We start from the raw sequence: 22,896 nt of genomic DNA, 5'->3' as shown, positions 1-22,896 counted from the left end.
GCATAACGAAAGATTCGATTTCTAAGCTTTCGTGAGTGAACGGTAGACGGGGCACCGTGTCGGAGTCAAACGGTTCGACGTCGAAGTGTGGTGCTAGTCTTGGCGTCATGCGCGACACGGTGGACGAGGTCATCGAGCGGTGGGACGCGGTCCGCCCCGGACTGGACACGGAGCCGATCGGCGTCGTCCTGCGGATCTTCCGTGCATCACGGCTCCTTGAGCAGGGGATCAAGGGTTACTTCGACGAACACGGGCTGGAGACGTGGGAGTACGACATCCTGACCACGCTCCTTCGCGCGGGCGGCGGCAACACCCTCCGCATGAGCGACCTGGCCGGCGCCGCAATGATCAGCCCCGCGGCCCTCACCCACCGCGTCGACCGGCTGGTCGCCAAGGGCCTGGTCACCCGCGCCACCGACCCCGACAACCGGCGCTTGGTACGCACGGAGCTCACCGCCGAGGGCCGCGGCATCGCCGAAGGCCTGATCGAAGGCCATCTGGCCAACGAGCGCGAACTCATCGAGAGCCTCAGCCCCAAGGAGAGCCAGCAGCTGGCGTCCCTGCTCCGCAAGCTGCTGGTGCCCTTGGAGGGCGACTCCTCCAAGACCAAGAACTCCTGACGCGGCGGGGCCGCGCCGCGAAGGCCCGGCTCCCGCTCCAGGGGGCGGGGCAAGCTCGGACCGGTGTCGGACTCGTGGCCGTGCCCTTTGCCCCGCGCCCGTCGCGTTTCACCAGGGGCGCCGGACCTCAGGATTCCCGGGTGAAGGTGACCGGCCGTGCCTGGCCCGAGCGTGCGAACTTCTCGATGGCGGCCGGGGTGACGGGGGTGAAGAAGTTGACGAGGTTGCCGTCGGGGTCGCGCAGCAGCAGCGACCGGTTGCCCCACGGCATCGTGGTGGGCCCGTTGACGAAGTCCGTGACGAAGCCGGTCAGGTCCCGGTGGACGCGGTCCACGTCGTCGACGAGGAACTCGGTGATCACACTGTGGTTGTCCGCCGCGCGGGCGCAGCCCGGGGCGAACAGCGGGACGGTGCGGGTGCCGGCGATCGCGAGGGTGGCTCCCCCGGTCCTGAGCTCGGCGAAGTCCTCGGTGGCCCATGCCGCGCGAGCCCCTGTGGCCCGCTCGTAGAACGCGACGAGGCGCGCCACGTCGCCGGTGATGATGCGGATCGAGACGAAGTCCACGGGAATCTCCTTGGCCTGCCAAAGGCGGAAGCGGAAGTGAAGAGCGGAGGTGTACGCGTCGCAGGCTAGGAGAGATAGCGGACAGAATCGGTCCTGTATCCGGGCTAGTCTGCCGGCATGCCCCGACCGACCGCCCGCGTACTGACCCTCCTGGAGCTGCTGCAGTCGGGCGGCACCCGCACGACGGCCGAACTCGCCGACCGCCTCGGCGTCGAGGGGCGCACGGTGCGCCGGTACGTGGACCAGCTGATCGACCTCGACGTGCCCGTGGAATCGGTGCGCGGCCGCTACGGCGGGTACCGGCTCGCCCCCGGCTACCGGCTTCCTCCGCTCATGCTCAGCGACGACGAGGCGCTGGCCGTGCTCCTCGGCCAAGATCCGGCGGGTGCTGCCCAAGCGCACCGCCCGTCGGCTCGACACGCTCCTGGACGCCCTCGCCTTCAGCGACCTGGCCGACGACGCCGACATCCCGGTCAAGACCGACATGCGCACCCGCATCGGCAGCGTCACCAAGACCTTCACGGTCACCGGCGACCTCGAGCTCGTCGACGACGGGAAGGTACGGCTCGACTGGCAGGTATCCGCCTACCTCGGCGGGGTGCCCGGCGGCCACCGCATCACCGTCCGGCAGCTCGCCGCCATGCGCAGCGGCCTCTACGACTACACCGAGGACCCGCGCTGGCTGGCCGCTTTCCGGGCCGACCTGTACCACACGAACTTCACCGCGGACGGCGCGACCGTTGACGCCTCCGGCTGGAACGCCTCCTGGAGCTGGGCGGCCGGCGCGACGGTCTCCACCATCGACGATACGAGACCGTCGCCGTCCGGCTCCCGCAGGACGGCGCGACCCTGGTGATCGTGGTCAACTCCGACGTCGACGGGAAGTTCGGCAACCTGAGCTCCCTCATCGCCAACAGGGTCACCGGGATCGTGGTGCCCGAGCACGTCTGGTCGCTACCACCGGCGGCCCAGCCCGACGCCGTCCCGGAACCGTCGACGCCGCCCGCGTCCCCGAAGTCGGGCTCGAGAGGCAGGTGACCGGACCGGCGCCCTGTGCGGCTCGCCCCCAACCGCCCCGCAGACTTGGGCCATGGAGCATACGCAGCGACACGTGTACGAGCTGGTCGACGCGCTCGTCCGGGCCGGCAACAGCTTCCGCCCCCGTCCACCTGGCCTCGGCGACGACCCGTTCTGGCTGACCAAGGGCGAACCCCACTGCTACATGGAGATGCCGATCGACTTCACGGTGGCCAAAGCTGTGCGGGGGCAGCCCGGGGATCTCGGATTCGACGAGGACAACGACATGATCTTCTGCAGGCTTTGCTGGACGGCCATCACGGGTTCGAACCATCGCCCCGCGACGGTGTGAAACCACTGGGCGGCCACCGTCCGCTACGACCGACGAGGGTGAGTCCGTCTCGGCACCGCAGTTGGCCGACCCCGTCACGCGGCGGCCGGTCACCGGCGGGCTGCCAGAACTCCTTCAGGGGATCCGCCGGGAGCGGCTCCCGCACGGGCACCAGTTCGGCGACGCAGATGCGCACAAGGTGCTCGGAGCAGCGCGTGACGGGGCCGCTTGCACCGTCGGGCCAGACCGACCGGGTCTGCTCCACGAGCCAGCTCGTCGGGGACGTACGGAACACGAGACAGCCGTGCTCCTCCCGGTCGAAACCCCGCCCGTCGGTCCGGCTCATCTCCTCGACCCGGACGAGGGCCGCGTCCTTTCGCCATCCTCCGTGAGCTGGAGCCGGTGCCACCCGAGCATCAGGAACGGCGGCCACTCGGGCCCGTGTTGAGCGCGGCGGCGATGTCTTCCAGGATGCCGACGAAACTCCTCGGCCGCGATCTCGGCCACGAAGACCGCACCGGCGTCTTCAGGGTGGCTGAGCAGGTGCTCCTCACGCCAGAACTCGAACGTGAGTACCAGGCGGTCCCCTTCGCGGAACAGGCAGGCCGTCACGTTGTCGGTGGTGGGGCCCCAGAGCAGGGCCCGAAACCGGCCGTGCAGTTGGTGGTCGCCGTCGGACTCGCCGTCCCCCGCATCCTGCATGAGACGACGGTGTGTGGCTTCGGCCGACAGACCGGCGAACGGCAGGGGAAAACCGTCGCCGGACCGCAGCCGGGCGGCGGCGTCCAGCACATCGCGGCGGAACTGGGGAACGTACGCCATATTGTCGTCGCAGGTCAGCCACTTTCCAGCTGCCCACAGGGCGACCCGGCACAGCGGGCCTGGCTCACCGACCTCTGCGGCGAACCTGAGCTTCTTTCCCAGCACCACGTTCATGCCGCTGACCGTCGCAGGCTCGGCCCCTCACGAACAACCGAATACTTCGCCGGGCCGTTCACGCGCATGCCTCGGCAAGGAATCGAACGGCCGCTGATTCACTTCTGGGTCAGCGGCCACGGGAGCGGCGGCAGAGTGGCGAAGACGCCGACGTCCCGCCGGACGCGGAAGCGTCCGTAGACGGTGGCCCAGGGGCCGAACCTGACAGGCATCTCCCGCCACGGGGCACCGGGACGACGGTGATGGTGGTGGATTCGGGAGCCATCGGCCCTGATCGCAGACCAGGACATGCGACTCCTCCAGCACGCCGCGCCGGGCCGGACGCGGGGGTCCGGCGCCTGGCGGAGCGTTCACCGGGTGAGGTGTTGCCGGTGGTGTGCGGCGTCTTCGCGGGGTGGGGGTGGTCAGCGGGCGCTGCCGAGGTTGCGGTCGGAGTCGGTCCCCTTGAGCATCAAGGTAGTCTCCTCGATGCGCCGGAAGCGGCCGTCGGGGGCCATGTCGGCGAACACGTACACCTCCATGCTCACGGTCGTACCGTCCTTCTTGGTGATGTGGCAGGTGTGCCGGTCGGCGTACCTCTCGCCGTCGTAGAGCTCTTCGTGGACCTCGATCTCTCCAGCGGCGACGAGCGTGCGCAGATGGGCGATGTGGTCGAGGAACTGGGAGCGGTCGGCCCACTCGCCGTCGGTGCGCTGGCGGTAATCGGGGGTGAAGTGCCGGTCGGCGGCCTCGGCCAGGGCGATCTCCTCGTTGAGGAGCAGGTCGGTGAGAGCGGCCTTGATGCCTGTGCGGGTCATGTGGGGTCGGGTCCTTCGAACGGAGGGGGGCAGCGGGTTCTTGGCGGTGTCTGGTGGGCCGGGCTCAGGTGTCTGGTGGGCCGGGGGTCAGGGGCGGGTGTTGGTGAGGGTGGCGTCGAGCCAGTCGTAGATGCGGGCGTTGGCGTGGCGCGTGGCGCCGGGGTGGCAGTGGGCGCCGGCGCCTTCCTCGGCGGTGAAGAGCATGAGGGTCTTGGGGCAGGTGAGGTGTTCGTAGAGCTGCTCGGGCTGGCCCTTGAAGAACTCGTCCTCCGCGGCGTCGCAGACGAGGGTGGGGCACTGGATCCGCTCGGCGATCCCGCCGGCGAGGGTGTAGTCGAGGTAGGAGGCGTTGAAGGCGCGCGGGCTGTCGACCCCCATGACGTACATGCCGTGGTTGAGTGCCCAGCGGGCGATGGGGTCCTCGGCCATGATCTGCTCGAGGGCGGCGTCGAGTTCCGGGGCGGAATCCGCCCGCAGGAGACGTTCGGCCTCCTTGCGGTCGCCGGGAATGTTGCGGACGGACGTCTGACCGAGGTCGTAGAGGCCGTCGACGGCTATCAGCGCGGCCAGCCGGTGCTCGAACGCGGCTGCCCGGGGGGCGAGTACTCCGCCCATGCTGAGACCGAGTAGTCCGATGCGGCTGTTGTCGACCTCCGGGATCGTCTCCGCGAAGTCGATCACCGGGGTGATGACGTTCTCCCAGTCGGGGCGGAAGACCAGGCCCTGGTGGTGGCGCGGCCCGGGCATTCCGGGGCCGTCGAAGACGAGCACGGTGTAGCCCCGCTCGACGGCGGCCAGCGCACCGAAGAAGTGCATCTCCTCCGCGGTTCCGTCGAAGCCGTTGTGCATGATCAGCGTCGGCCGGGGGGTGCCCGAGTCGTCGGCCCGGTAGAGGTAGCCGGGCAGCGTGGTGTTCTCGTAGGGGATGAGGACCGGCTCGATGCGCGGGGTGGTGTAGAGGGCGGCGGCGGCCTTGAAGCACTCCACGGAGCGGTCGTAGGCGTGGTCGTGGCGCGGGTCGCAGTCCTTGCCGTGCAGGAAGAACTCCGCCGACCGGTAGTAGTTCGAGGCTCGCAGGAACCCGTCGCGGGCGCTGACCCGGTGACCGGCCGCCAGGGCCTTCTCGGCCTCTGCCGACACCCGGCCGGCGGTGGCGTACCACTCGGTGTACCAGCTGTCGTAGTCGCCCTCGGTGATCCGCGCGGCGGTGGAGACGACCTCGCCGAAGTCGGCGCCGCCGTAGGCGATGTGGCTCATCGAGCGGAGGGTCTCGTACCAGAACTGGGTGTTGTTCGGGAACAGCAGCTGCTTCATGGCGGTTTCCTTCAACCGGGACCGCAAGCACAGATTTGTGCTTGCAAGGTCGACTGTAGGACCCCGTCCCGCCGGAAGCAAATATCCGTGCTTAAGATGGGGGTGTGACTCAGAAACAACCGGCCGCGCGCATCCGCAGGAGTCCTGAACAGGTCCGCACAGCCGTCCACCAAGCGGTCATCGGCCTTCTCTCGGCCCCCGAGGCCGAGGACCTCACCATCCCCGCGATCGCGCAACGCGCCGGCGTCAACCACACCAGCATCTACCGACGTTGGGGCAGCCTCGACGCGCTACTGGCCGACACGGTCACCACCCGCCTCGAACGCAACTCGCCCCTGAACGACACCGGCACCCTGCGCGGTGACCTCATCGCCTGGGCCGAAGCCAGCGTCACGAGCATGCGCACACCCGAGGGGCGCGCCCTCGTACGCGCCGTCGTCCTGTCCATGCCGAGCAGCGCCCAGGCGCAGACCGAGCGCGCCCAGCACTTCCGGCGCCGCATGCGCTCCATCGAACAGATCCGCGAGCGGGCCACGGCCCGGGGCGAGAACCCGCCACCGCTGGAGCAGATCCTCGACCAGCTGATCGCACCCTTCTACATCCGGGCGATCTTCGGCATCGACCTGCCGGCCACCGGCTACCCACAGCTCCTCGTGGACAGACTCCTCGGCAGCGCAGGCGGACCGGACGCGGCCTGAGGAACGGGGACCTGGACCTCCTCCACATGACCTGACCGCCACGGCGTCGGGCCCGGCAGCGGGCCGGCTACCCCCTGCCCGGCGAACGTGCCCGGGCCCCCGGGAGATACGGCGCCGACCGAACGGCGGTGCGCGCGTTCCTCACGGGTCTCGCGGCATTGCCGAAGGTGATCGTCTCGTCGGCGCCGCCCTGGGTGAGGCTGTTGTGCCGGCAGGAGGTGCTGGTGTCCGGGTCGTACAGGCCGACCGTCTCAGTACTGTTGGTGCGCTCGTAGCGGTAGGGCTGGTAGCCGTTGGCTGGCGGCCGGCGTCGGGTCCTCGCCGTCTGCCCCGTCCGGATGACGGGGCCCGGTCCCAGGGACGGCCCACATCCCCGCCTAATGCGCGTCCATGATCATTCATCAGACAGGAGTGCGCAGCAGACATTCCGCTCTGCTCTGGACCGCGCTGGCGGCTCTCTTCGGCTCCATGCTGTCGACGGCGCAGTCGGCCACGGCCCCCGTGGCGCAGTCCATCACCTCTCAGCCGTTCGCGGCCACTTCGGAGGGATACACGTGCTTCCGGATCCCCCAGCCCGTGCACACGGCGAAGGGGATCCTGGCCATTGCCGAGGCCAGGGTCGACCACTGCGGCGACGCGGGCGACATCGACCTGGTGGCCAAGTGGTCCGCGGACGGCAAGACCTGGGGACCCCTCCAGTTGCTCCGCGGCGCTGACGACGACGGCGGTTACGGCAACCCGGTCCCCGTGGTGGTGGACGCCGCTGAGGGCCACGTCAACGTCCTCTACGCCCGCAATGACGTCGTCAAAGGCAAGCGATCGCAGATCTGACGGCGGCATATCCACGCCTGACGGTGGATCCCTCCCCACATCCCGCACCGGAAGGGTGTGAGGAGATCGCCTGGTCGGAGCTGCCCGGTCGTACGGACGGGGTCCCCCCACTGTTGTACGGCCTGGTCGACCCCGACGCCGCCGAGGCTGCCGGACGGACGCTGAGCTGCTGTTGATGGTTGGCAGGCGTCACGCCGGCGACAAGCCGGTGTCGCCAGGCCGAACAGGTCCGGCCCGCGCTCCCGGCCCTGCTCAACGCCGCAACAGGCTCTTCCGGGCAGGCGGCTTTATGGCGCGGTGGTCACCGTCGCGGTGTGGCCGTTGTCCTCGAAGGTCCGGATCCGGTCTCCCGAGACGTTCGCGATCCCCACCCGGTCCAGCCGTACGGTGGTGTCGGTTTCCCCGGCGATGGCCGCGACGCCGTTCGCGCCGCCCCGGATGGTGTCCTTGACCGCGGTGAACGTGCCGTCTTGGAAGGCGATCCCGAAGTAGTCGCTGTCGCGGATCGTGTTGTGGCTGGTTTCGACGGTGCCGAAGGCGTAGATGCCGAGCTGGTTGCCGACAAGCCTGTTCCTGGTGACGGCGACCCCCGTGTTGGCAAGGATGCCGGCGTGCTGGATGTCGCTGAAGAAGTCGGTGCCGCAACCCGGATCCGGCTCGCGGCAGGAGTTGTCACTGACGAGGTTCTGCTCGGCCCTGCCGGTGGCGTCGACGAACTCGATGCCGTCCGTGGAGATGCTCTTCTGGCCGGTGACGACGTTACGGAGCACCGTGGCGTTCGACTCCGCGCTGAGCGCGACGATGCCCGAGCCCTGGTAGTCCGTGATCCTGGAATCCCGGATGTCCGCCGACCCCGCGCCGGAGGGGAAGTCTCCGATGAGGACGGCGTTGGCGCTGCGGAAGCACGGGGCCATGGGGGTGTCCTTGATGTGGGACACCGCCGCGTGGCTCAGGTCCAGGTGTGCTCCGTCCCGGACCCGGATGCCGGCTCCGAGCGCGCCCTCGTCGCAGGTACCGGAGCCCGGTCCGCTCACGGAGAGCCGGGAGATCTTCACGCGCGCCGCGTTGTCGAGGTAGACGATCGAGTTGAGGCCGTCGGGGCCCGTCACCAGCCGCTCGGGGGCGAGGATGGTGCTCTTCCCGGCCCCCGCGCCCGTGAGGGTGAGGTTCTTGTGGATCGTCACCTGCTCGCGGTAGACACCGGCGCGGAGGGTGATGCGGCCACCGGGCTGCGCGGCGTCGACGGCGGCCTGGACGGTCGGGTAGGCGGCCGAGGGAACCACCAGTGCGTCCGGCTGCGGCACGGCGGACGAGGATGCGGCGCCGAAGGAGCCGAGGGCCACCGTGGCGAGCAGCGTGCCGATGGCTGCCGCGCAGCGTGTGCGGAGAGGGTGCATGGGTTTCTCCTCCCGAAGGGAACGGCTGGCTGCGCATGGCCGCCCGACGCCGTGGGACAGGGCCACCCGAACACAGGGCGGGCGCGGTTGACGCGGGCCGTGCCGTGGGGGTCGGCTGTCCGGACCAACAGGACCACACGCCGAGCCACGGGGCGCCCCGGGCGGCATACGAGGTGCAGCGCGGTCCGGCCGGGCCGGTCCTGCCCGAGCTGCGCCTGGATGGCGCCCAGCGGTCCGATCGGTGTCACACGGACGGTTCCCACTCCTCAGGGCCGGCACCTTTCCGCTCCACGAAGTCGGTGCTGGTGAGGTCCACATCCTCGGCGTTCTCCAGCCCGATCGTTGGCAGTGAAGCCGTCGATGTCGGCCAGGCGGCGTCCCGCGCCCGGGGCAGCCCGCCCGCTCTCCCCACCTGTCGTCAGGACTGTTCAACGGCGATGACACGCCGGCACGGACAGCTGCCCGACATGCTGCCCAGCGGCCCAGGCTCGCCCGACCGCTGGCCAGCCTGTCGGGGGCTGGTTCAGGTGGGGTCCGGGGGCGTGGCCGAAGATTCGGCGGAAGACATCGATGAAGGCGCTGACGGACGACCAGCCGCAGTCGGGTGCGCCACTGCCGTCGTCGAGCCAAGAGTGCCAGAGGGCACCTGACCGGGCCGGTCCCTCCACCACACCTCCCAGGCCCCGGAAGGGCCGGCCGCGCGGTCCGTACGACCGCCAAGGCGATCGTCGCGACCGTCTTCGCCTGCGTCGACGACCGAGCTCCGCGACCCGGTACGACGGACGGCCCGACCTCGCGGACCTCCACGGCCAGTGCCTCGCGGCGGTGCGGGACGGAAGCCGAGGCGTGCGCTGACGCCCTGCCGCCCCTCGGGCCGCCTCACCCGGGGAGGCCCTCGCACGGCGGGGTGCGGGGAGTGCCGGAGGGCAACAGCGCGCGCTCGGCCGGGGTGTAGTCCCGGCCCGCCGCGGCGCAGAGGGTCCTCATCATCTCCCGCGGCCGCAGGTCCAGGTCCTGGTACCAGCCGTCGCCGGCGATGAGCAGCCGCTCTCCGCGCAACGTGAAGCCGAGGTCGGACGGCACCGGGTGACTGGCGAGCAGCAGTCCGCTGCCGAGGTCCCAGAACTGCATCTCGTAGTCGCGTCCGAAGGTGATGAGCGTGTCCTTCGCCCCGAAGCCGACCAGCTCGACGACGTCGGCGCCGCCCGCGGCGATCGCGCGGCCGACGGGGGCGCCGCCCGGCACCTCCCATTGGCGCAGGAACCCGTCCGTATGGGCCGTCACCAGCCGGTTGCCGTCGGGGCTGAACCGCAGCGGGGTCGGATCCGAGGCTTCGAAGCGGGTCTTGAGGGTGGATCCCACGGCGAAGGCGTGCAGGCGGGTACGGGTCCGTATGCTCCAGATCTCCACGGTGCCGACGGCGGTCCCGCCGCCCGTCACGGCGATCTCGTCGGGGTGCCCGGGGCGGGCGCGCAACTGCCCGTAGGCGGTGAACGGGTTCGTCTTCTCCGCCTCGCCCTTGTGGACCGTCCGGACCGGTGGCCCGGCCTGCCGGCCGGTGGCGGCGTCGACCAGGATCAGCCGGCCGTCCCGCGTGAGGACCGCCAGCTCGCTGCCGCCGACGGGCTCGATCGCCTCCGCGCCCCGCCTGCCGGGCTCGTCGGCGCCCGCCTCCCACACCAGGTCCACGCGGTGGGTCGGATCGGCCGCCCGGTACGCCACCGGGGCCGCGTCCCCGCGCCGCTCCAGGACCACCCACTGGGAGTCCGCCGTCCAGATCGGCGGGGACGGATTCCCGACGGTGGCGTCCCGGGGCACCTTCCGGGCCGTTCCGCCGGCCACCGTGATCACCTCCAGGGACTTCTCGTCGATCCGCGCGACCAGCGTCCCGTCCGGGGAGAGGGCGCCGTTGTCCAAGTCGGTGGGCTGGCCGACCCGGTCCACCGCTTCCACCGGCGCGGCCCCGGCCGTCAGCAGCGAGTCCGCCGCCGGGACGAGGACGGTGACGCGGCCGTCGTCGGCGGGTATGACGGTGAGCGGCGTGTCGTCCCCGAGGACCGGTGTGCGGGTGCGGTATGCCTTGCCGGTGCGCAGGGACATCAGGGTGAGCTCCACGTAGCCCTTGCCGCGGGTCGGTGCCTGCCTGAAGACGGCGTATTCACGGGTCGTGTCCATCCGGTCGTCCAAGGTGGTCACGCCCTGCGAGGGGGTGGGGAGCGTCGTCCCCGGACCGGGTACGGCGGTGGCCGGGAAGACCCGCGCGACGAACTCCCGTGACGGATCCGGGCGTCTCTCCTCGGCGATCAGTTCTCCCCCGCCGGCGATCACCGTGAGGTCCTGTCCCTGCTCGAAGGCATGGACCTGGCGGCCCGTCAGCAGATCCCGGATCACCGTCTGTCCGGTCTTCGGAGGGTCGTACTGCGCGGTGAACACCACCTGGCCGGAGTCGGCGGTGAAGGCGACGTCCCGCGGATCCCCGGGCACCAGGTCGCGGGGCGTGTCGAGGCGCTGCCCGGTGGACAGCTCCCAGGCGGAGAGCGCGGCGTAGCGGTCGAATTCGCCCCGGGAAGCGGTGGCGTCGTAGAAGTGGACCATCCGCAGCAGCCGGCGCCCGTCGCCGCTGAAGTCGAGGGTGGCTCCGTTCACCTTCCGGCCCTGCGCGTCCTGGGACGGCAGGGCGCGGGGCGGCCCGTCGGCGGTGAGGTCCCACACCCACACGCTGCCGTCCGACCCGGCCAGGGCGTAGCTGCGGCCGTCGGGACTGAGGGCGCTGTGTTGGCCCTCGGCCACGGCTGTGGGGACGTTCCGCAACTCCCGGTGCCGCGGCTGGTTCTCCCGCAGACCGGTGACCACGGTGAAGGTCGGCTTCCCAGTGGGCCCGGAGGTGCGCACCACGCTCGTGCGGCCGTCCGGGGTGGTCCGCATGTCGAGGAACCGGCCGGACCACAGGCCGGTGTGGCTGGCCGTGAGCTGCTGGCCGCGGGGATACTGGCGCAGCAGCGCCCCGTACGCCTCCGCGGTGTCGCCGGTGCGCCATGCGGCCATCGCGAACTGGAGGGACAGCGAGAGCTCGCCGGCCTCGTGGCGGTGCGAGAGGTCGGCGAGCACGCGGGAGGCACTGGTGCGCAGTTGGGCCTCGACCGCCGCTCCGCGCCGTTGGACGGCCACCGCCAGGCCGGCCGCGAGCAGGGTGAGGACGGTCAGGCAGGCGGCCACCGTCCGCCAGCGGCGGGCGCCGCGCCGCAGGTGGCGCTCGCTCTGGCGGATGTACGCGCGCTCGCCGTCGGGGATGTCCTCGGGCCGCCGCTCCAGCCAGTCCGAGGCGGTGGCGAGGATGCCGCCGCGCAGCAGCGCGCCGGATTCACGGCCCTGGCCCTGCCAGCGCTGGAGGTCCCGGCGCAGCTGCTCCTGCCAGTGGCGGAAGTCCCGGGACTCGGCCAGCCAGCGGCCGAGCCGGGGCCACAGGGTGGCAAGGGCCTCGTGGGCGAGTTCGACGGTCTCCGCGCCGTCGGGGCCCCGGCCGAGGACGAGCAGCTTGGTGGGGCCGAGCCGGTGGGCGAGGTCCCGCAGGGCGGGGTCCAGGTCCGCCGTGGGGGCGGGGCGGCGCGCGAACCCGCCGCCGTCGGCCGGTCGTACGGTCTGGGCGAACAGCCGCCGCGCGAGGTACTCCTCACCCTCGGCCAGGCGCGTGCTCAGGGCCTCCTCGGCGTAGCCCACCAGGGCTCCCGCCACGCCGCCGAGCCGGTCGTAGACGGCGTGCGTGAGCATCGACCGGTCCCGCTGCTCCCAGAGCCGGGTCAGGGCGAACTCCACCAGCGGCATGCGGCCGGGTTCGTCCGCCGCGTCGGCGACGATCCGTTCGGGCAGGCCGGCCTCGAACCAGAGGCCGGGGACGGTCTCGACGGGGGCGGTGACGGCCTGGTACAGCCCAGCGGCGGAGAGCGGGGCCAGGAACCGCGTGGCGCCGCCGCTGAGCAGGTCGGCGGTGTCGGAGGTGACCAGCGCGTCGAGGGACTCGGGCCGGGCGGTCGCGACGACGCGGAGCACTTGGCCGATGGGGGAAGACCGGACGGCGGACGCACCGGAGCCGGGCGGCGGGGCGGAGCCGGGCGGCGGCACGGAGCCGGGCGGCGGCACGGAGCCGGAAACCGGCGGCAGGCCGGAGGGAGGCGGCTGGTCCGATACCAGGGCCACGAGGAGCCGCAGCAGGGTCCGGGCGTCGTCGGGGCGGGCCCCGGCGTACTCCTCCAGCTGGTCGACGAAGAGTACGTGCCCTCCTGGTCCGGCGTGCGCGAGCAGTCGGGCCCGCAACGCGCCCGCGGACTCCTCGGACAACAGCCCGGCGAGGTCGACGGCCGCCCGGAGCCCGCCGACCTCGCCGAGCCCCGGTTCCAGCACCGGCACGAGCGCCCGGGCCAGCGCTGCGGCGGGGGCCGCCCCTGGCAGGGCCCGCAGCTCGGAGACCGTCAGCCCGTCAGCCATCAGCCGGGGCAGCAGGCCGGCCCGCACCAGCGAGGACTTGCCGGAGCCGGAGGGGCCGACGACCAGCGTCAGCGGATGGCCGGCGACGGCCTCGCGCAGCTGCCGCGTCTCCTCGGCGCGGCCGTGGAACAGGTCGGCGTCGGCCTCGGTGAAGGCGGCCAGGCCCCGGAACGGGCAGCGGGGCCGCAGCACCCGCTCGTCCATGAGCGACGCCGAGGGGATCAGGTAGGCGGTGGTGGTACCGGCGGCACGCTCGGCGGCCACCGTCATGCCCACGACCCCGCGCTGTTCGTCGTCCCAAACGGGGGAGCCGCTGAACCCCGGGGAGATCCGGGGCTCCCCGGCCGCCGTCTCCATCTGCAGCCAGCCGGCGCCCTGCGGGCCGCGGAGCGTGCCGAGCGTCCAGACGCCGTGGGGGGCGTGGGCGGGGAACCCGATGGTGCGGAACGGGTGTTCCCACACTCGGGTGCCGTCCACCAGCGGTACCGGCCGGCTGCCCTCGACGGGGCGGTCCAGGCGGAGCAGGGCGACGTCACCGGTGTCGTCGTCGTTGATCCGGCGCCAGGCGACGACGGCGGCGCGGGCGGTGCGCAGCGCGCCGGTGCCCTGGTCGCGGAGCATCGGGAAGTCCAGGCGTACGGGGGCGGCGGGGGCCGCGTCGGGGGTCTCGGACAGTCCGGCCGCGGCGGCGACGACATGGGCGCAGGTGGACACGACATCGGCGTCGACGAGGAACCCTGCCCCCACCACGTCGCCGTCGCCGTCGCGGATCCGCACGACGGCCCGGGAGAGCACGTCGTCGTCGTGAACGGCGGTCACCGTCGGCCCCCCTCCGCCGGAAGGCCACCACCTTACGTCAACTCTCCTATCTTGCAGCCTTGTTCAGACCAGCGAGACGGGGTCGCGAAGGGCGTCGGCCCGCCTCGCCCCTGACCGCCCCAACGGGTCGCCGCGGCACGATCAGGGCCGGGAACCGGCGGCCGGAAAGCAGTCCCGACTCGCTCGGGAGCACCGGCCGAGGGCCTCCGGCGGGGTCGTAAGCGCGCTCCGGACCCCTCCGTGCACCCCCGGAGCCGGCGGCCGCGCACACCGTCGGCCCGAGGGACCGGCGCCGCACGGGCGCGTTGACGAGCGGTCCAGGGCGACGCCACCGGCAACGCCTGCAGGTCGTAGCCGCCTTCGCGCACCGCCAGCGCGTTCTTCGACTCCCCGGTCCACCGGCGCGCGACACCGACCCGGGCGGCCTCGGCAGGTCCGCGTCCGACCCTGGGCCAGGGCCCTGGACCGGGCTTGGCCAGGCAAGGCCAGGCCAAGCCGCCAGGATCCTCCCCCTGGAACGGCGCCCGCCCCCGCACACCGGCCGGCGCTACCCGGAGACCGACATCGCGACGGGGTCGGTCGTGGGGCGAGGCGCCGGTGCCGGGATCTCGGCCAGTGTCGGGTAGTCCGTGTAGCCCGTGGCCCCGCCCACGTACATGGTGTACTCCTCCCGGATCCGGTTGAGGGGCGCACCGGTGCGCAGCCGTTCGACGAGGTCGGGGTTGGCGAGGAAGGCACGCCCCAGCGCGATCAGGTCGGCTCCGGCGCCCAACAGCCGTTCACCGGCGGCCCGACCGCCGTCTTCGGGTAGCGGTGCCGGCCAGCCCAGGGCCGGGTTGGCCATCAGGGTGCCGGGCCAGTCGTCCCGGATCCGCGCGAAGAGGGGATCCGAGGGATCGGCGAACTCCAGGTGGAGGTAGGCGAGTTCCAGGTCGGACAGGCCGGCGAGGAGGGCTCGGTAGAGGCGGGCCGTCTCCTCGCCCTCGTCGATGCCGTTGACGGTGTTCGCCGGCGAGATGCGCAGGCCCACCCGCTCGGGGCCGATCGCCTCGGCAACGGCGCGAACGACCTCGACCGCGAACCGGACGCGGTGGGCCACCGGACCGCCGTAGGCGTCGGTGCGGCGGTTGGTGTTGGCCGCCATGAACTGGTGGAGGAGCATGCCGTTGGCCCCGTGCACCTCCACGCCGGCGAAACCCGCCTCGACGGCGTTGCGGGCGGCCCGTGCGAAGTCGGTCACCGTGGACCGGATGTCCTGGAGGGTCATCTCGCGCGGCACGGCCGGCGCCACGCGCCCGCCGTGGGAATGGATGGTCTCCGGGAGCGGGACAGGCGACGGGGCGACCGGCACCAGTCCGCTGGTACGCGGGTGGCCGACCCTGCCGCCGTGCTGGAGCTGGAGGAACATCGTGCCGCCGGCCTCGGCCACCGCCCCGGTGACCTGCCGCCAGCCGACCACGTGCGCCGGGTCGTGGATCGCGGGGATGTCCGGGTAGGTCTGTCCCTCACGGTTCGGGGTGGTGCCCTCCGCGATGATCAGGCCGGCCGAGGCGCGCTGGGCGTAGTACGTGGCCATCAGGACGCCGGGGACGCCGTCGGCTCCAGCCCGATTGCGGGTGAGCGGGGCCATGACCAGGCGGTTGGGCAGATGGAGCGGGCCGAGCGGGGCGGGCTGGAACAGGCGGGGAGTCGGGGTCGTCTCTGTCATGGCCGTACCGTAGGAACTGACACGGATGTCAGGTTCAAGGCCGCCGCACGGCGGGTACGGACGGACGGCACGACAGGCGGGGTGGGGACATGCGGATCGGGGAGCTGGCGGAGCGCACGGGCGTGAGCGAGCGGTCGCTGCGCTACTACGAGCAGCAGGGTCTGCTCACCGCCGAGCGGACACCCGGGGGGCACCGCGACTTCGGGGCGTGGGCGGTGGACAGGGTGATCCGCATCCAGGCGTTGTTCGCCGCGGGGCTGCACAGCTCGAAGATCGCGGAGCTCCTGCCGTGCCTGCGGGACGCGGACGGAGGGCCGTCGGAACGGGCGACCGGCAGACTCGTCACCGAACTGCAGCACGAGCGGCAGCGCATCGACCGGATGATCATGGACCTGGTCCGGTCCCGGGACACCCTGGACGAGGCGATAGAGCTGGCGTCGCAGCCCCCCGCCCTCCGCGGAGCCCGTACGGCAGCTTGATCCGCACCCCGTCCCGGTGGCGACCGCTGCAGTGCCGGCCGCGACGGTCCGGTCCGCGCGGCGGGCCGCCTCCTGGTGGGCTCCCTCATCGCGTAGATACGAAGCCAATGACGAGCTGCGGGTGCCGGTCGGTGTCGAAGAAGTCGGCAGCGCGCAGGTACGCGTCGCGCTTGGCGTGGCCGGTGCCCGGGGACGCGGCGTCGGTGACCAGGTCGCCGAAAAAGTGGCGGTGCCGTCGGCAGCGACCTCGCCCTCGCCGCCAACGGGGGAAGGTCCCGGTCACGGTCAGCATGCCCACTGGGACTTGTTGCGCACGGTCACGGTGGACTGATCGGGCTGGAGCACCCCCACCGGCCCGGCGCGGCCCTGCTGGAGGCGCGGGGACCCGGGTACGCCGTCCCGGGATGCGCGGCGGCGCTCGGCCGGTTCACCGACGCGTTCCCCGGCGAGCCGGTGGTGCTCTCCGCCCAGGCCGCCAACGACCGCTCGGTACGTGTCGCGGCGAAGCCGGGGTTCACCGAGGCGGAGCGGTTGGAGGAGTACGTCCTGGGCCCCGCCGTCTGCCACGGCGACCGGGCGCCGACGGGGCGACGCGATCGGGGACGGGGTTCCGGCACGCGCGTACTCGAGTGCGTTCTCGCGCTGCGATCGTGTGCTGGTCCGGCCGAACAGGGCGCAGGGGGATTGATCCAGCGCGCCTTCGCTAACAGCGGGCTCTGGATCGGCATACTGGCCGTCTCCCGCATCGTTCTTCGGCAGACCCCATCGGCTCCGGCCACGAGTCACGGCCGATTGGGGTGGTGTTCTCCCTCATGTCGTTCTTCATTACACCCGGACCGGTGAGCATCGGCGTGCGGCACGTCGACCGCGCGCCCTCCCGGGCTGCGGTCACCAGCGTCCGGCGGCCATCGTGACCGCCGGCGCCGGAACGGTGCCCCAGGACGAACCAGAGGACTGGCCCTCGTTCCGCCGGATCATCTGGACCGCGCTGCGCGTGGTCGGCTCGGTCGCCGTACTGGTGGCCGTGTACTACGTGGTACCCCTGGACCGCTCCTCGATGGGTTCCGCGATCGCCATGCTGCTCACCGGTCTCGTGGGGTTCGTCGTCCTGGTCGCCGTTCAGGTCACCTCGGTCCTCCGGTCTCGTTACCCGTGGCTGCGGGCCGTCGAGGCGCTGGCCGTCAGCGTCCCGTTCTTCGTGTTGCTGTTCGCCGCCGCCTACGTCGCCATGGCGGCGCAGTCTCCCGGGAGCTTCGGCAGACGCCTTTCCCATACCAACGGGATCTACTTCGCCGTCAGCGTGTTCTCCACCGTCGGCTTCGGTGACTTCACGGCCAGAACCGAGGCAGCCCAGCTGGCTGTCACCGGGCAGATGCTCTCCGACCTGGCCGTCTTCGGACTGGCCATCAAGGTCATCGTCAATGCGGCTCGCCAGGGCCGACGGCGCAAGAGCACCATGGCAACCGCCGTGCGCGAGGGGGAAGCGAAAGATCGCCCTCGACCGGACTGACCGGCTGCGGAGGGCTCGGAGGGGCGGCGGCGTCAAAAGGACCCATCGGGGACCTGCCGAGCAGGGCTTCCTTCAGGCAGGGGTGCGGCTGGCCAGGGCGGGGACGTCGAGGTTGGCGGAGGCATCGGGATCATCGGCGCGGTCGGCGACCCGGCAGTGGTCACGGTGGGTTTCCAGCGCGTCGGCGGGGCCAGATTGAGCCTCTCCTCGTCGCCCTCCACGGGCTGCGCCAGCAGCACGGTCGGCGGCATCCCGGCGGAAGTCCTCGACGTGTTGATGCGACACGGGACCGGATCGAACCGCTGGTGCCGGCGAGCCGGTCCGCTCCGCGTGTTCCCCGTAGTCCGTCGTACGCCCCCACCCGAAGGTCGAGGGGTGACGTACTGTCGAAGGTCTCTGGACCTCGTACGGACGGCTTGTATCTGTGAGTACACCCATCAGCACCGGCCCGGTCGGAAGCCGGCCGATATCCCGGCCGGTTTCCGGCCGGGTCGACGGCTCGTGCCTGAGCCCTCTCACCGCTCCGTGCGGAGTGCTTGATCTGCGCGGGGCTGCCGGGCGGGATGTACGGCTCTCGTACCCGTTCGACGCGGCGGTCGTGGTCTGCGGGCTTCCCGGGAGCGGGAAGAGCACGCTGCTTCGCGCCTGGTCCGGTTCCGCCTGTGTGGTGGATCCCCGCGTCACACGCTCGTCGTTCGAGGCGTGGATGCCGGCGTGGCTTCCCTATGCCCTCTACCGGCCAGCGGCACGGCTGAGACACATGTGCTGGTTGCGTCGCGAGCTGCGCCGCGGCGGTCCCCTCCTGATCCACGACTGCGGAAGCAGGAGCTGGATGCGCTGGTGGCTGGCCCGTACCGCGCGCGGGGCCGGACGCCCCCTGCACATGGTGGTTCTGGACGTCGGTTCCGAAGAAGCCCTGTCGGGTCAGCGTGCTCGTCGGCGGCTGGCGTCGCAGCGGGTGTTCTCCCTGCACCAACGAGGGCTGGCGAGGCTCTTGGCGCAGGTCGATCGTGGTGGTCTGGCCAGGGTTCCCGGGATCAGCTCCGTGGTGGTGTTCGACCGTGGGCAGCGGGATCGCATCACGACGGTGACGTTCGGGCTCCCTCCAGCCTGAGCGGGCCTGAGCGGTACGGCTGACCCAGGACGGAATGGAGTGGGAGTACCAGGTGCGCACCGACAACGGCGACACGGTGAAGTCGGGCTGGTCGCCGGCCGTCAGGGCCACTGCGCATCCCAAGACCACTCCGCCGCCCGTCGGTATCGTCACCACGGCCACCGCGACCGGCCTCGATGTCGTCTGGGGCAGCCCCAGCGGCCCGTACACCGGCACCATCGACCGCTACCAGGTGATCACCTTCGACAAGGACACCCCGGGCGCCATCATCGACAGCACCTCGGTCACCGGCAAGTCCATCCACATCGAGGGCCTCACACCCGGCCACCACTACGCCGTGGCCGTCGTGACGTGGAACGCCGCGGGCGGCGGCATACCGGGCGCCGGGCGAGTCGTCACCATCGGGGCGGCCACCCCGCCTGCGCCCCGCAACCTCCAGGTGACCTCGACCGACCCCACCACGGTGCAACTCACCTGTTCGGGCTCCCCACAGGCGGCCGGATGCCGCGTCTGGGTCCGCAACACCACCAACGGCAGCCAGTCCTCCGCCGACGAGTTCGTCGTCGACACCACGCACCGTGGCATCGCTTACCTCTTCCCCGGCACCTGGCGGCCAGGACGTGCTCCGGGTTGCGCGGGCGGCCAGCCATTCGGTGAGGTCGCCCCGCGATCCGGTCAGTGGATCTCGACGCTGGCGTGGTGTTCACGCCGAGTGGTGTCGCGGCGGACGATCTCGTAGCCGCCTTCGTCGGCCGCCCCCGGTACACGCCGCCGCGAAAGCCGTGCGCGGCAGCGCGATGCCGCTCAGCCCTCCGGCACGGGCACGCGTACGGGTTCCGCGGGCAGTCGTTGCAGGCTGGCGATGACCGGCCTCGGGAAACGATGACCGTAGCTCGTGGGGACGAAGTTGCCGTTCGCGTCCTGTGCCCAGGGGGCGTTCATGTGACCACGGTCGACAGCGCCTGCTACTGCGCGCAAACCGGCCGATCACGAGGGTGCGGTCAGCGGCGCTTCCCAGACGGGGTGCGGCGGGCAGTGCGCGTCGTTCTGTTTGACCGGGCCGGCGCGGGCAGGCTCCGTGTCGCGCGTCCGACGTGTGAGTCGGCCTCGCGTCCAGGACGACTGGTCGCTTACCAGGGGACGACGCCCTCGTCGTCGAAGAACGCGCCGGACGGGCCGTCGTCCGGCAGCGTGGCGAGCCGGATCGCCGTGGCCGCGCCCTGCTCCGGGGTGCGGTTCCCGAAGAAACCGGTGAAGTCGGTCGCACACAGACCGGGGCAGGCGGCGTTGATCAGGATGTCTGTGTCGGCGAACTGCCGGGCGTACTGCACGGTCAGGGCGTTGAGGAACGCCTTCGACGGCGCGTAGGCCGCCATGATCGCTCCGAGCTCGATGCCCGGGTCGGCCTGCCGGGTCATGGAACCCACGCTGCTGGAGATGTTGACGATGCGCGGGGAGGACGAGCGGCGCAGCAGCGGGAGCATTGCGTTCGTCACCCGGATGACGCCGATGACGTTGGTCTCCACGACCGTGCGGACCAGGTCGAGGTCGAGGGACGTCGGGTCCTGCACCCAGCCCGGACCCATCTCTCCGGAGATGGCCGCGTTGTTGACCAGTACGTCCAGCCGTCCGGCCTCACGCTCGATCAGCTCCGCGGCGTCGGCGACGCTCTGGTCGCCGGTCACCTCCAGCGGCACGCCGAACGCCTCGGCGCCGGTGGCGCGCAGCTTCTCGACGGCGCTCTCGAGCCGGGCCGCGTCCCGCGCTCCGACGGCCACGCGATATCCGAGGGCTCCGAGCCCGAAGGCGATCGCGTAGCCGATTCCCTTGTTCGCACCAGTGACCAGCGCGGTCTTCGTTTCGCTCATGCCGTCCATGCTCGCTCCCAGGTGAGCGCGCCGGCCAACACCGATCGGGTTGGCTGTGATACCCGGTGGGTATCGCAGGGGTACGCTGTCGCGGTGGACGTCCTCGAGACCCGTGAGCTGAGATACTTCGTGGCCGTCGCCGAGGAGCTGCACTTCGGCCGGGCCGCCGCACGCCTGGGCATGGCCCAGCCTCCGCTGTCGCGGGCGGTCCAGCGGCTCGAACGTCGTCTCGGCGTCCGCCTCCTGGAACGCAACCGCCGCGGCGTCGCACTGACCGATGCCGGAGCGGTGCTGCTGGACGAGGGCCGGGCGACGCTCGACGCGGCCACCGCCGCCGCGCGCCGCACCCGCCGCGCCGGCGGAGCGGACGACCCGAGCGGGGAGCGCACCCGTCTGGTGCTGGCCGTGAAGACCGCAGCGGCTCACGAACTACTGCAAAAGCTCCTCGACGCCTACGCGGCCGAGCCCGACGCCGCTGAGGTCGAGGTCCTGCAGTGCGGCATGTGCGACCAGGAGGCACGGCTGCGCGACGGCAGCGCCGACGTCGCGCTCATGCACGTGCCGTTCAACTCCCTCGCCGGGTTCGACAGCGAGGAGCTCATGACCGAGAACCAGTTCGCCGTCCTGCCCGCCGGCCACCCCCTGGCCGCGCGCAGGACCTTGTCCCTGGCCGACATAAGCAACGTCCCCGACCTCCCGCCAGCGCGCTGGCCCCGTCACGGCGTCTACGCCCCCGGCCCCGGCCCCGAGATCCGCGATCAGACGCAGTTGGCGCAGCTCGTCGCCCTGGGACGCACCGTCGCCGTCGTACCGGATTCCGCGCGCGCCTGGCTGTGGTCCGAGCACGCCGCCGTCCCCCTGACCGACGCGCCCCCGGTCGTCACCCACGTCGCGTGGCCCCCGCACAGCCGCTCACCAGCCCTGGCCAGCCTGGTCAGAACCGCCGTACGGCTCGCGTCCTCCCGGTAGCCGCCGGTGGGGGCGGACGGTTCCTACCGCCTGGCGCGAAGCCCGGTCAGGCCGCACCGGCCTCCTCGCGTTCGAGGAGGACGCCTTTGTCGAAGCGGGCCCCGGCCCGAACGCGGGCGACCAGATGAGGTGCGTTGACGGCGCGCCAGCGGTCCTGGGCCGACTTGATGATCTTGAAGGTCCTCGCCAGGGCGGCCGAGCGGGACCCGGCGCCGCAGCCGATGCTCGGCCGGGTAGTCGTAGAACGCGCTACGTCCTCGTCGTCGACGACCTTCGCGACGGCTGAGCGTCGGCTGCACGCGGGCGACGCGACCGGGCTGCACCTCGCGCCTGCGGCCGGACTTCCTGGTGACGGTCGGCTACAAGTGGCTCCTCGGCCCTTTCGGGCTCGGCTACTTGTACGTGTCTCCGGCACGGCAGGAGGGGCGGCCGCTACAGGAGAACTGGATCCTGCGCGCCGATGCTGAGGACTTCGCCCGGCTCATCGACTACCGCAGCAACTGCGTTCCGGGAGCCCGCCGCTTCGACGTGGTACAGCGCACGGCGTTCGAACTCACCCCCATGGCAGTCACCGCCCTGGAACGGCTGTCGCAGTGGACGGTCCCCCGCATCGCGGGCCTATGGGTCGTTGTGGAGCGCGCTGTTGACGCCTTCGCCGAGGGGTACGAACTCGCTCAACAGCACGCCGTGCGCCGGCAGGAGGCGGAGCGCCGCGAGTTCATCGACGACCTGCTGTACGGGGGCGGCGACTTGGTCGTCCGGCCGAGCGCGCCGAGCGTTTCGGCCTGCGGCTGCCGCAAGCCCATACTGTTGCCGTGGCCCAGGGGCGGAGCCGTACGGTAACGGCTACGCGGTGGCAACCGGCACATCCTGCTGGCCACCAAGGACGGCCGCCTGGTCTGCGTGGCCCCGGGCGACCAGCCGGAGGTGCTGACGTACTTCGCCAAGCAGGCGTGCGCCGCCACCGACGGCGGCCGAGCGGCGATAGGCCGGGCCCATCCCGGCGCGGGCGGCGTCGTCCACTCCTACGAGGAGGCGCTCAACGCCCTCGACCTCGCGGAACGGATGGAGCTGGCCGAGCCGGTGCTGCACGCCGCCGACCTGCTCGTCTACCCGGTCCTCGCCCGCGACCGGCAGGCCATGGCCGATCTGGTCGATTCCACCCTCGGTCCGCTGCCCCAGGCTCGCGGTGGTGCGCAGCCGCTCATCGACACGCTCACCGCCTACTTCGATGCCGGCTGCGTGGCCACCGACGCAGCCCGGCGGCTCTCGCTCAGCGTCCGTGCCCTGACGTACCGGCTGGAGCGCATCCATGCCCTCACCCGCCACGACCCGCCGACGTCACGTGATCCCGTCCGAGCACGAGATGGGCGAGCGTGACCCACCTCGTCACCGGCCGAATGCTCGACACTTCGCGGATGGTCGCTGTAAGGCGGCTTCA

At 71.7% G+C, this 22,896-nt stretch carries 20 protein-coding genes and 5 pseudogenes; 12 read left to right on the top strand and 13 right to left on the bottom strand.

What is annotated here, in order from left to right; translation table 11 throughout:
* Nucleotides 1-107: 107 nt before the first annotated feature.
* Nucleotides 108-620: a MarR family winged helix-turn-helix transcriptional regulator gene (locus ACSHWO_RS34585; RefSeq protein WP_438317566.1), complete on the top strand. Its 513-nt coding sequence runs from the start codon at nucleotides 108-110 to the stop codon at nucleotides 618-620.
* A gap of 127 nt (nucleotides 621-747) precedes the next feature.
* On the opposite strand, the gene ACSHWO_RS34580 is transcribed toward ACSHWO_RS34585, so the two are convergent.
* Nucleotides 748-1,185 (bottom strand): VOC family protein, encoded by a 438-nt coding sequence (locus ACSHWO_RS34580; protein ID WP_438318659.1) that lies wholly within the window; start codon nucleotides 1,183-1,185, stop codon nucleotides 748-750.
* Between the two features lie 117 nt (nucleotides 1,186-1,302).
* Here ACSHWO_RS34580 and ACSHWO_RS34575 point away from each other — a divergent pair.
* The 3 genes and pseudogenes from ACSHWO_RS34575 to ACSHWO_RS34565 form a co-directional block, all read left to right on the top strand.
* A pseudogene (locus tag ACSHWO_RS34575) lies at nucleotides 1,303-1,999 on the top strand (serine hydrolase); the annotation flags it as partial.
* A gap of 44 nt (nucleotides 2,000-2,043) precedes the next feature.
* On the top strand, nucleotides 2,044-2,223 hold the full coding sequence (locus tag ACSHWO_RS34570; RefSeq protein ID WP_438318657.1) for a hypothetical protein: 180 nt from the start codon (nucleotides 2,044-2,046) through the stop codon (nucleotides 2,221-2,223).
* 52 nt (nucleotides 2,224-2,275) lie between these two features.
* Nucleotides 2,276-2,554 carry a hypothetical protein gene (locus ACSHWO_RS34565; RefSeq protein WP_438318654.1) on the top strand — a complete coding sequence of 93 codons (279 nt, stop codon included), beginning with the start codon at nucleotides 2,276-2,278 and terminating at the stop codon, nucleotides 2,552-2,554.
* 321 nt (nucleotides 2,555-2,875) lie between these two features.
* On the opposite strand, the gene ACSHWO_RS34560 is transcribed toward ACSHWO_RS34565, so the two are convergent.
* From ACSHWO_RS34560 to ACSHWO_RS34545, 4 genes and pseudogenes are all read right to left on the bottom strand, one after another.
* Nucleotides 2,876-3,469, bottom strand: a complete 594-nt coding sequence (locus ACSHWO_RS34560) for a hypothetical protein (protein ID WP_438318651.1) — start codon at nucleotides 3,467-3,469, stop codon at nucleotides 2,876-2,878.
* Between the two features lie 131 nt (nucleotides 3,470-3,600).
* Nucleotides 3,601-3,705, bottom strand: a pseudogene (locus ACSHWO_RS34555) (transposase); the annotation flags it as partial.
* A 168-nt stretch (nucleotides 3,706-3,873) separates the two neighbouring features.
* Nucleotides 3,874-4,266 (bottom strand): nuclear transport factor 2 family protein, encoded by a 393-nt coding sequence (locus ACSHWO_RS34550; protein ID WP_438318649.1) that lies wholly within the window; start codon nucleotides 4,264-4,266, stop codon nucleotides 3,874-3,876.
* Between the two features lie 87 nt (nucleotides 4,267-4,353).
* Nucleotides 4,354-5,580: an alpha/beta hydrolase family protein gene (locus ACSHWO_RS34545; protein ID WP_438318646.1), complete on the bottom strand. Its 1,227-nt coding sequence runs from the start codon at nucleotides 5,578-5,580 to the stop codon at nucleotides 4,354-4,356.
* Between the two features lie 104 nt (nucleotides 5,581-5,684).
* Between ACSHWO_RS34545 and ACSHWO_RS34540 the strand changes: the two genes are divergently transcribed.
* Together ACSHWO_RS34540 and ACSHWO_RS34535 are read left to right on the top strand one after the other, a co-directional pair.
* Entirely contained in the window at nucleotides 5,685-6,278 is a 594-nt protein-coding gene (locus tag ACSHWO_RS34540) for a TetR/AcrR family transcriptional regulator C-terminal ligand-binding domain-containing protein (RefSeq protein WP_438318643.1), read from the top strand.
* A 390-nt stretch (nucleotides 6,279-6,668) separates the two neighbouring features.
* Nucleotides 6,669-7,109, top strand: coding sequence for a hypothetical protein (locus ACSHWO_RS34535; protein WP_438318640.1), 441 nt, complete (start codon nucleotides 6,669-6,671; stop codon nucleotides 7,107-7,109).
* A gap of 287 nt (nucleotides 7,110-7,396) precedes the next feature.
* Here ACSHWO_RS34535 and ACSHWO_RS34530 read toward each other — a convergent pair whose 3' ends face one another.
* From ACSHWO_RS34530 to ACSHWO_RS34515, 4 genes and pseudogenes are all read right to left on the bottom strand, one after another.
* Nucleotides 7,397-8,506 (bottom strand): right-handed parallel beta-helix repeat-containing protein, encoded by a 1,110-nt coding sequence (locus tag ACSHWO_RS34530; RefSeq protein ID WP_438318637.1) that lies wholly within the window; start codon nucleotides 8,504-8,506, stop codon nucleotides 7,397-7,399.
* Between the two features lie 527 nt (nucleotides 8,507-9,033).
* A pseudogene (locus tag ACSHWO_RS34525) lies at nucleotides 9,034-9,105 on the bottom strand (helix-turn-helix transcriptional regulator); the annotation flags it as partial.
* 280 nt (nucleotides 9,106-9,385) lie between these two features.
* Nucleotides 9,386-13,807, bottom strand: coding sequence for an nSTAND1 domain-containing NTPase (locus tag ACSHWO_RS34520; protein WP_438318634.1), 4,422 nt, complete (start codon nucleotides 13,805-13,807; stop codon nucleotides 9,386-9,388).
* A gap of 547 nt (nucleotides 13,808-14,354) precedes the next feature.
* Nucleotides 14,355-15,515, bottom strand: coding sequence for an alkene reductase (locus ACSHWO_RS34515; protein WP_438318631.1), 1,161 nt, complete (start codon nucleotides 15,513-15,515; stop codon nucleotides 14,355-14,357).
* An 89-nt stretch (nucleotides 15,516-15,604) separates the two neighbouring features.
* On the opposite strand from ACSHWO_RS34515, the gene ACSHWO_RS34510 reads away from it, so the two are divergent.
* On the top strand, nucleotides 15,605-15,994 hold the full coding sequence (locus ACSHWO_RS34510; RefSeq protein WP_385807815.1) for a MerR family transcriptional regulator: 390 nt from the start codon (nucleotides 15,605-15,607) through the stop codon (nucleotides 15,992-15,994).
* An 85-nt stretch (nucleotides 15,995-16,079) separates the two neighbouring features.
* Here ACSHWO_RS34510 and ACSHWO_RS34505 read toward each other — a convergent pair whose 3' ends face one another.
* Nucleotides 16,080-16,286: a YceI family protein gene (locus ACSHWO_RS34505; RefSeq protein ID WP_438319342.1), complete on the bottom strand. Its 207-nt coding sequence runs from the start codon at nucleotides 16,284-16,286 to the stop codon at nucleotides 16,080-16,082.
* A 618-nt stretch (nucleotides 16,287-16,904) separates the two neighbouring features.
* Between ACSHWO_RS34505 and ACSHWO_RS34500 the strand changes: the two genes are divergently transcribed.
* The 3 genes from ACSHWO_RS34500 to ACSHWO_RS34490 all read left to right on the top strand — a co-directional run bounded on the left by ACSHWO_RS34500 (nucleotide 16,905) and on the right by ACSHWO_RS34490 (nucleotide 19,357).
* On the top strand, nucleotides 16,905-17,504 hold the full coding sequence (locus ACSHWO_RS34500; RefSeq protein WP_438318628.1) for a potassium channel family protein: 600 nt from the start codon (nucleotides 16,905-16,907) through the stop codon (nucleotides 17,502-17,504).
* A gap of 424 nt (nucleotides 17,505-17,928) precedes the next feature.
* Nucleotides 17,929-18,618, top strand: coding sequence for an AAA family ATPase (locus ACSHWO_RS34495; protein ID WP_438318625.1), 690 nt, complete (start codon nucleotides 17,929-17,931; stop codon nucleotides 18,616-18,618).
* A gap of 34 nt (nucleotides 18,619-18,652) precedes the next feature.
* Nucleotides 18,653-19,357, top strand: coding sequence for a fibronectin type III domain-containing protein (locus ACSHWO_RS34490; RefSeq protein WP_438318622.1), 705 nt, complete (start codon nucleotides 18,653-18,655; stop codon nucleotides 19,355-19,357).
* A gap of 65 nt (nucleotides 19,358-19,422) precedes the next feature.
* Here the strand turns inward: ACSHWO_RS34490 and ACSHWO_RS34485 are convergent, their stop codons facing one another.
* Together ACSHWO_RS34485 and ACSHWO_RS34480 are read right to left on the bottom strand one after the other, a co-directional pair.
* Entirely contained in the window at nucleotides 19,423-19,560 is a 138-nt protein-coding gene (locus ACSHWO_RS34485) for a hypothetical protein (RefSeq protein WP_438318620.1), read from the bottom strand.
* 188 nt (nucleotides 19,561-19,748) lie between these two features.
* Nucleotides 19,749-20,486, bottom strand: a complete 738-nt coding sequence (locus tag ACSHWO_RS34480) for an SDR family oxidoreductase (RefSeq protein ID WP_438318617.1) — start codon at nucleotides 20,484-20,486, stop codon at nucleotides 19,749-19,751.
* A 93-nt stretch (nucleotides 20,487-20,579) separates the two neighbouring features.
* Between ACSHWO_RS34480 and ACSHWO_RS34475 the strand changes: the two genes are divergently transcribed.
* On the top strand, nucleotides 20,580-21,455 hold the full coding sequence (locus tag ACSHWO_RS34475) for a LysR family transcriptional regulator (protein ID WP_438318614.1): 876 nt from the start codon (nucleotides 20,580-20,582) through the stop codon (nucleotides 21,453-21,455).
* Nucleotides 21,456-21,501: 46 nt separating this feature from the next.
* Here ACSHWO_RS34475 and ACSHWO_RS34470 read toward each other — a convergent pair.
* Nucleotides 21,502-21,669 (bottom strand): annotated as a pseudogene (locus tag ACSHWO_RS34470) (IS256 family transposase); the annotation flags it as partial.
* A gap of 188 nt (nucleotides 21,670-21,857) precedes the next feature.
* Between ACSHWO_RS34470 and ACSHWO_RS34465 the strand changes: the two are divergent.
* Nucleotides 21,858-22,835: pseudogene (locus tag ACSHWO_RS34465) on the top strand (PucR family transcriptional regulator).
* Nucleotides 22,836-22,896 lie beyond the last annotated feature (61 nt).

Source organism: Streptomyces pallidus (ex Mingjun et al. 2026) (assembly GCF_051550185.1).
Classification (GTDB): Bacteria; Actinomycetota; Actinomycetes; order Streptomycetales; family Streptomycetaceae; genus Streptomyces.
The sequence above is the reverse complement of the archived record's forward strand: the minus strand, read 5'-3'. Positions and strand labels throughout refer to the sequence as shown.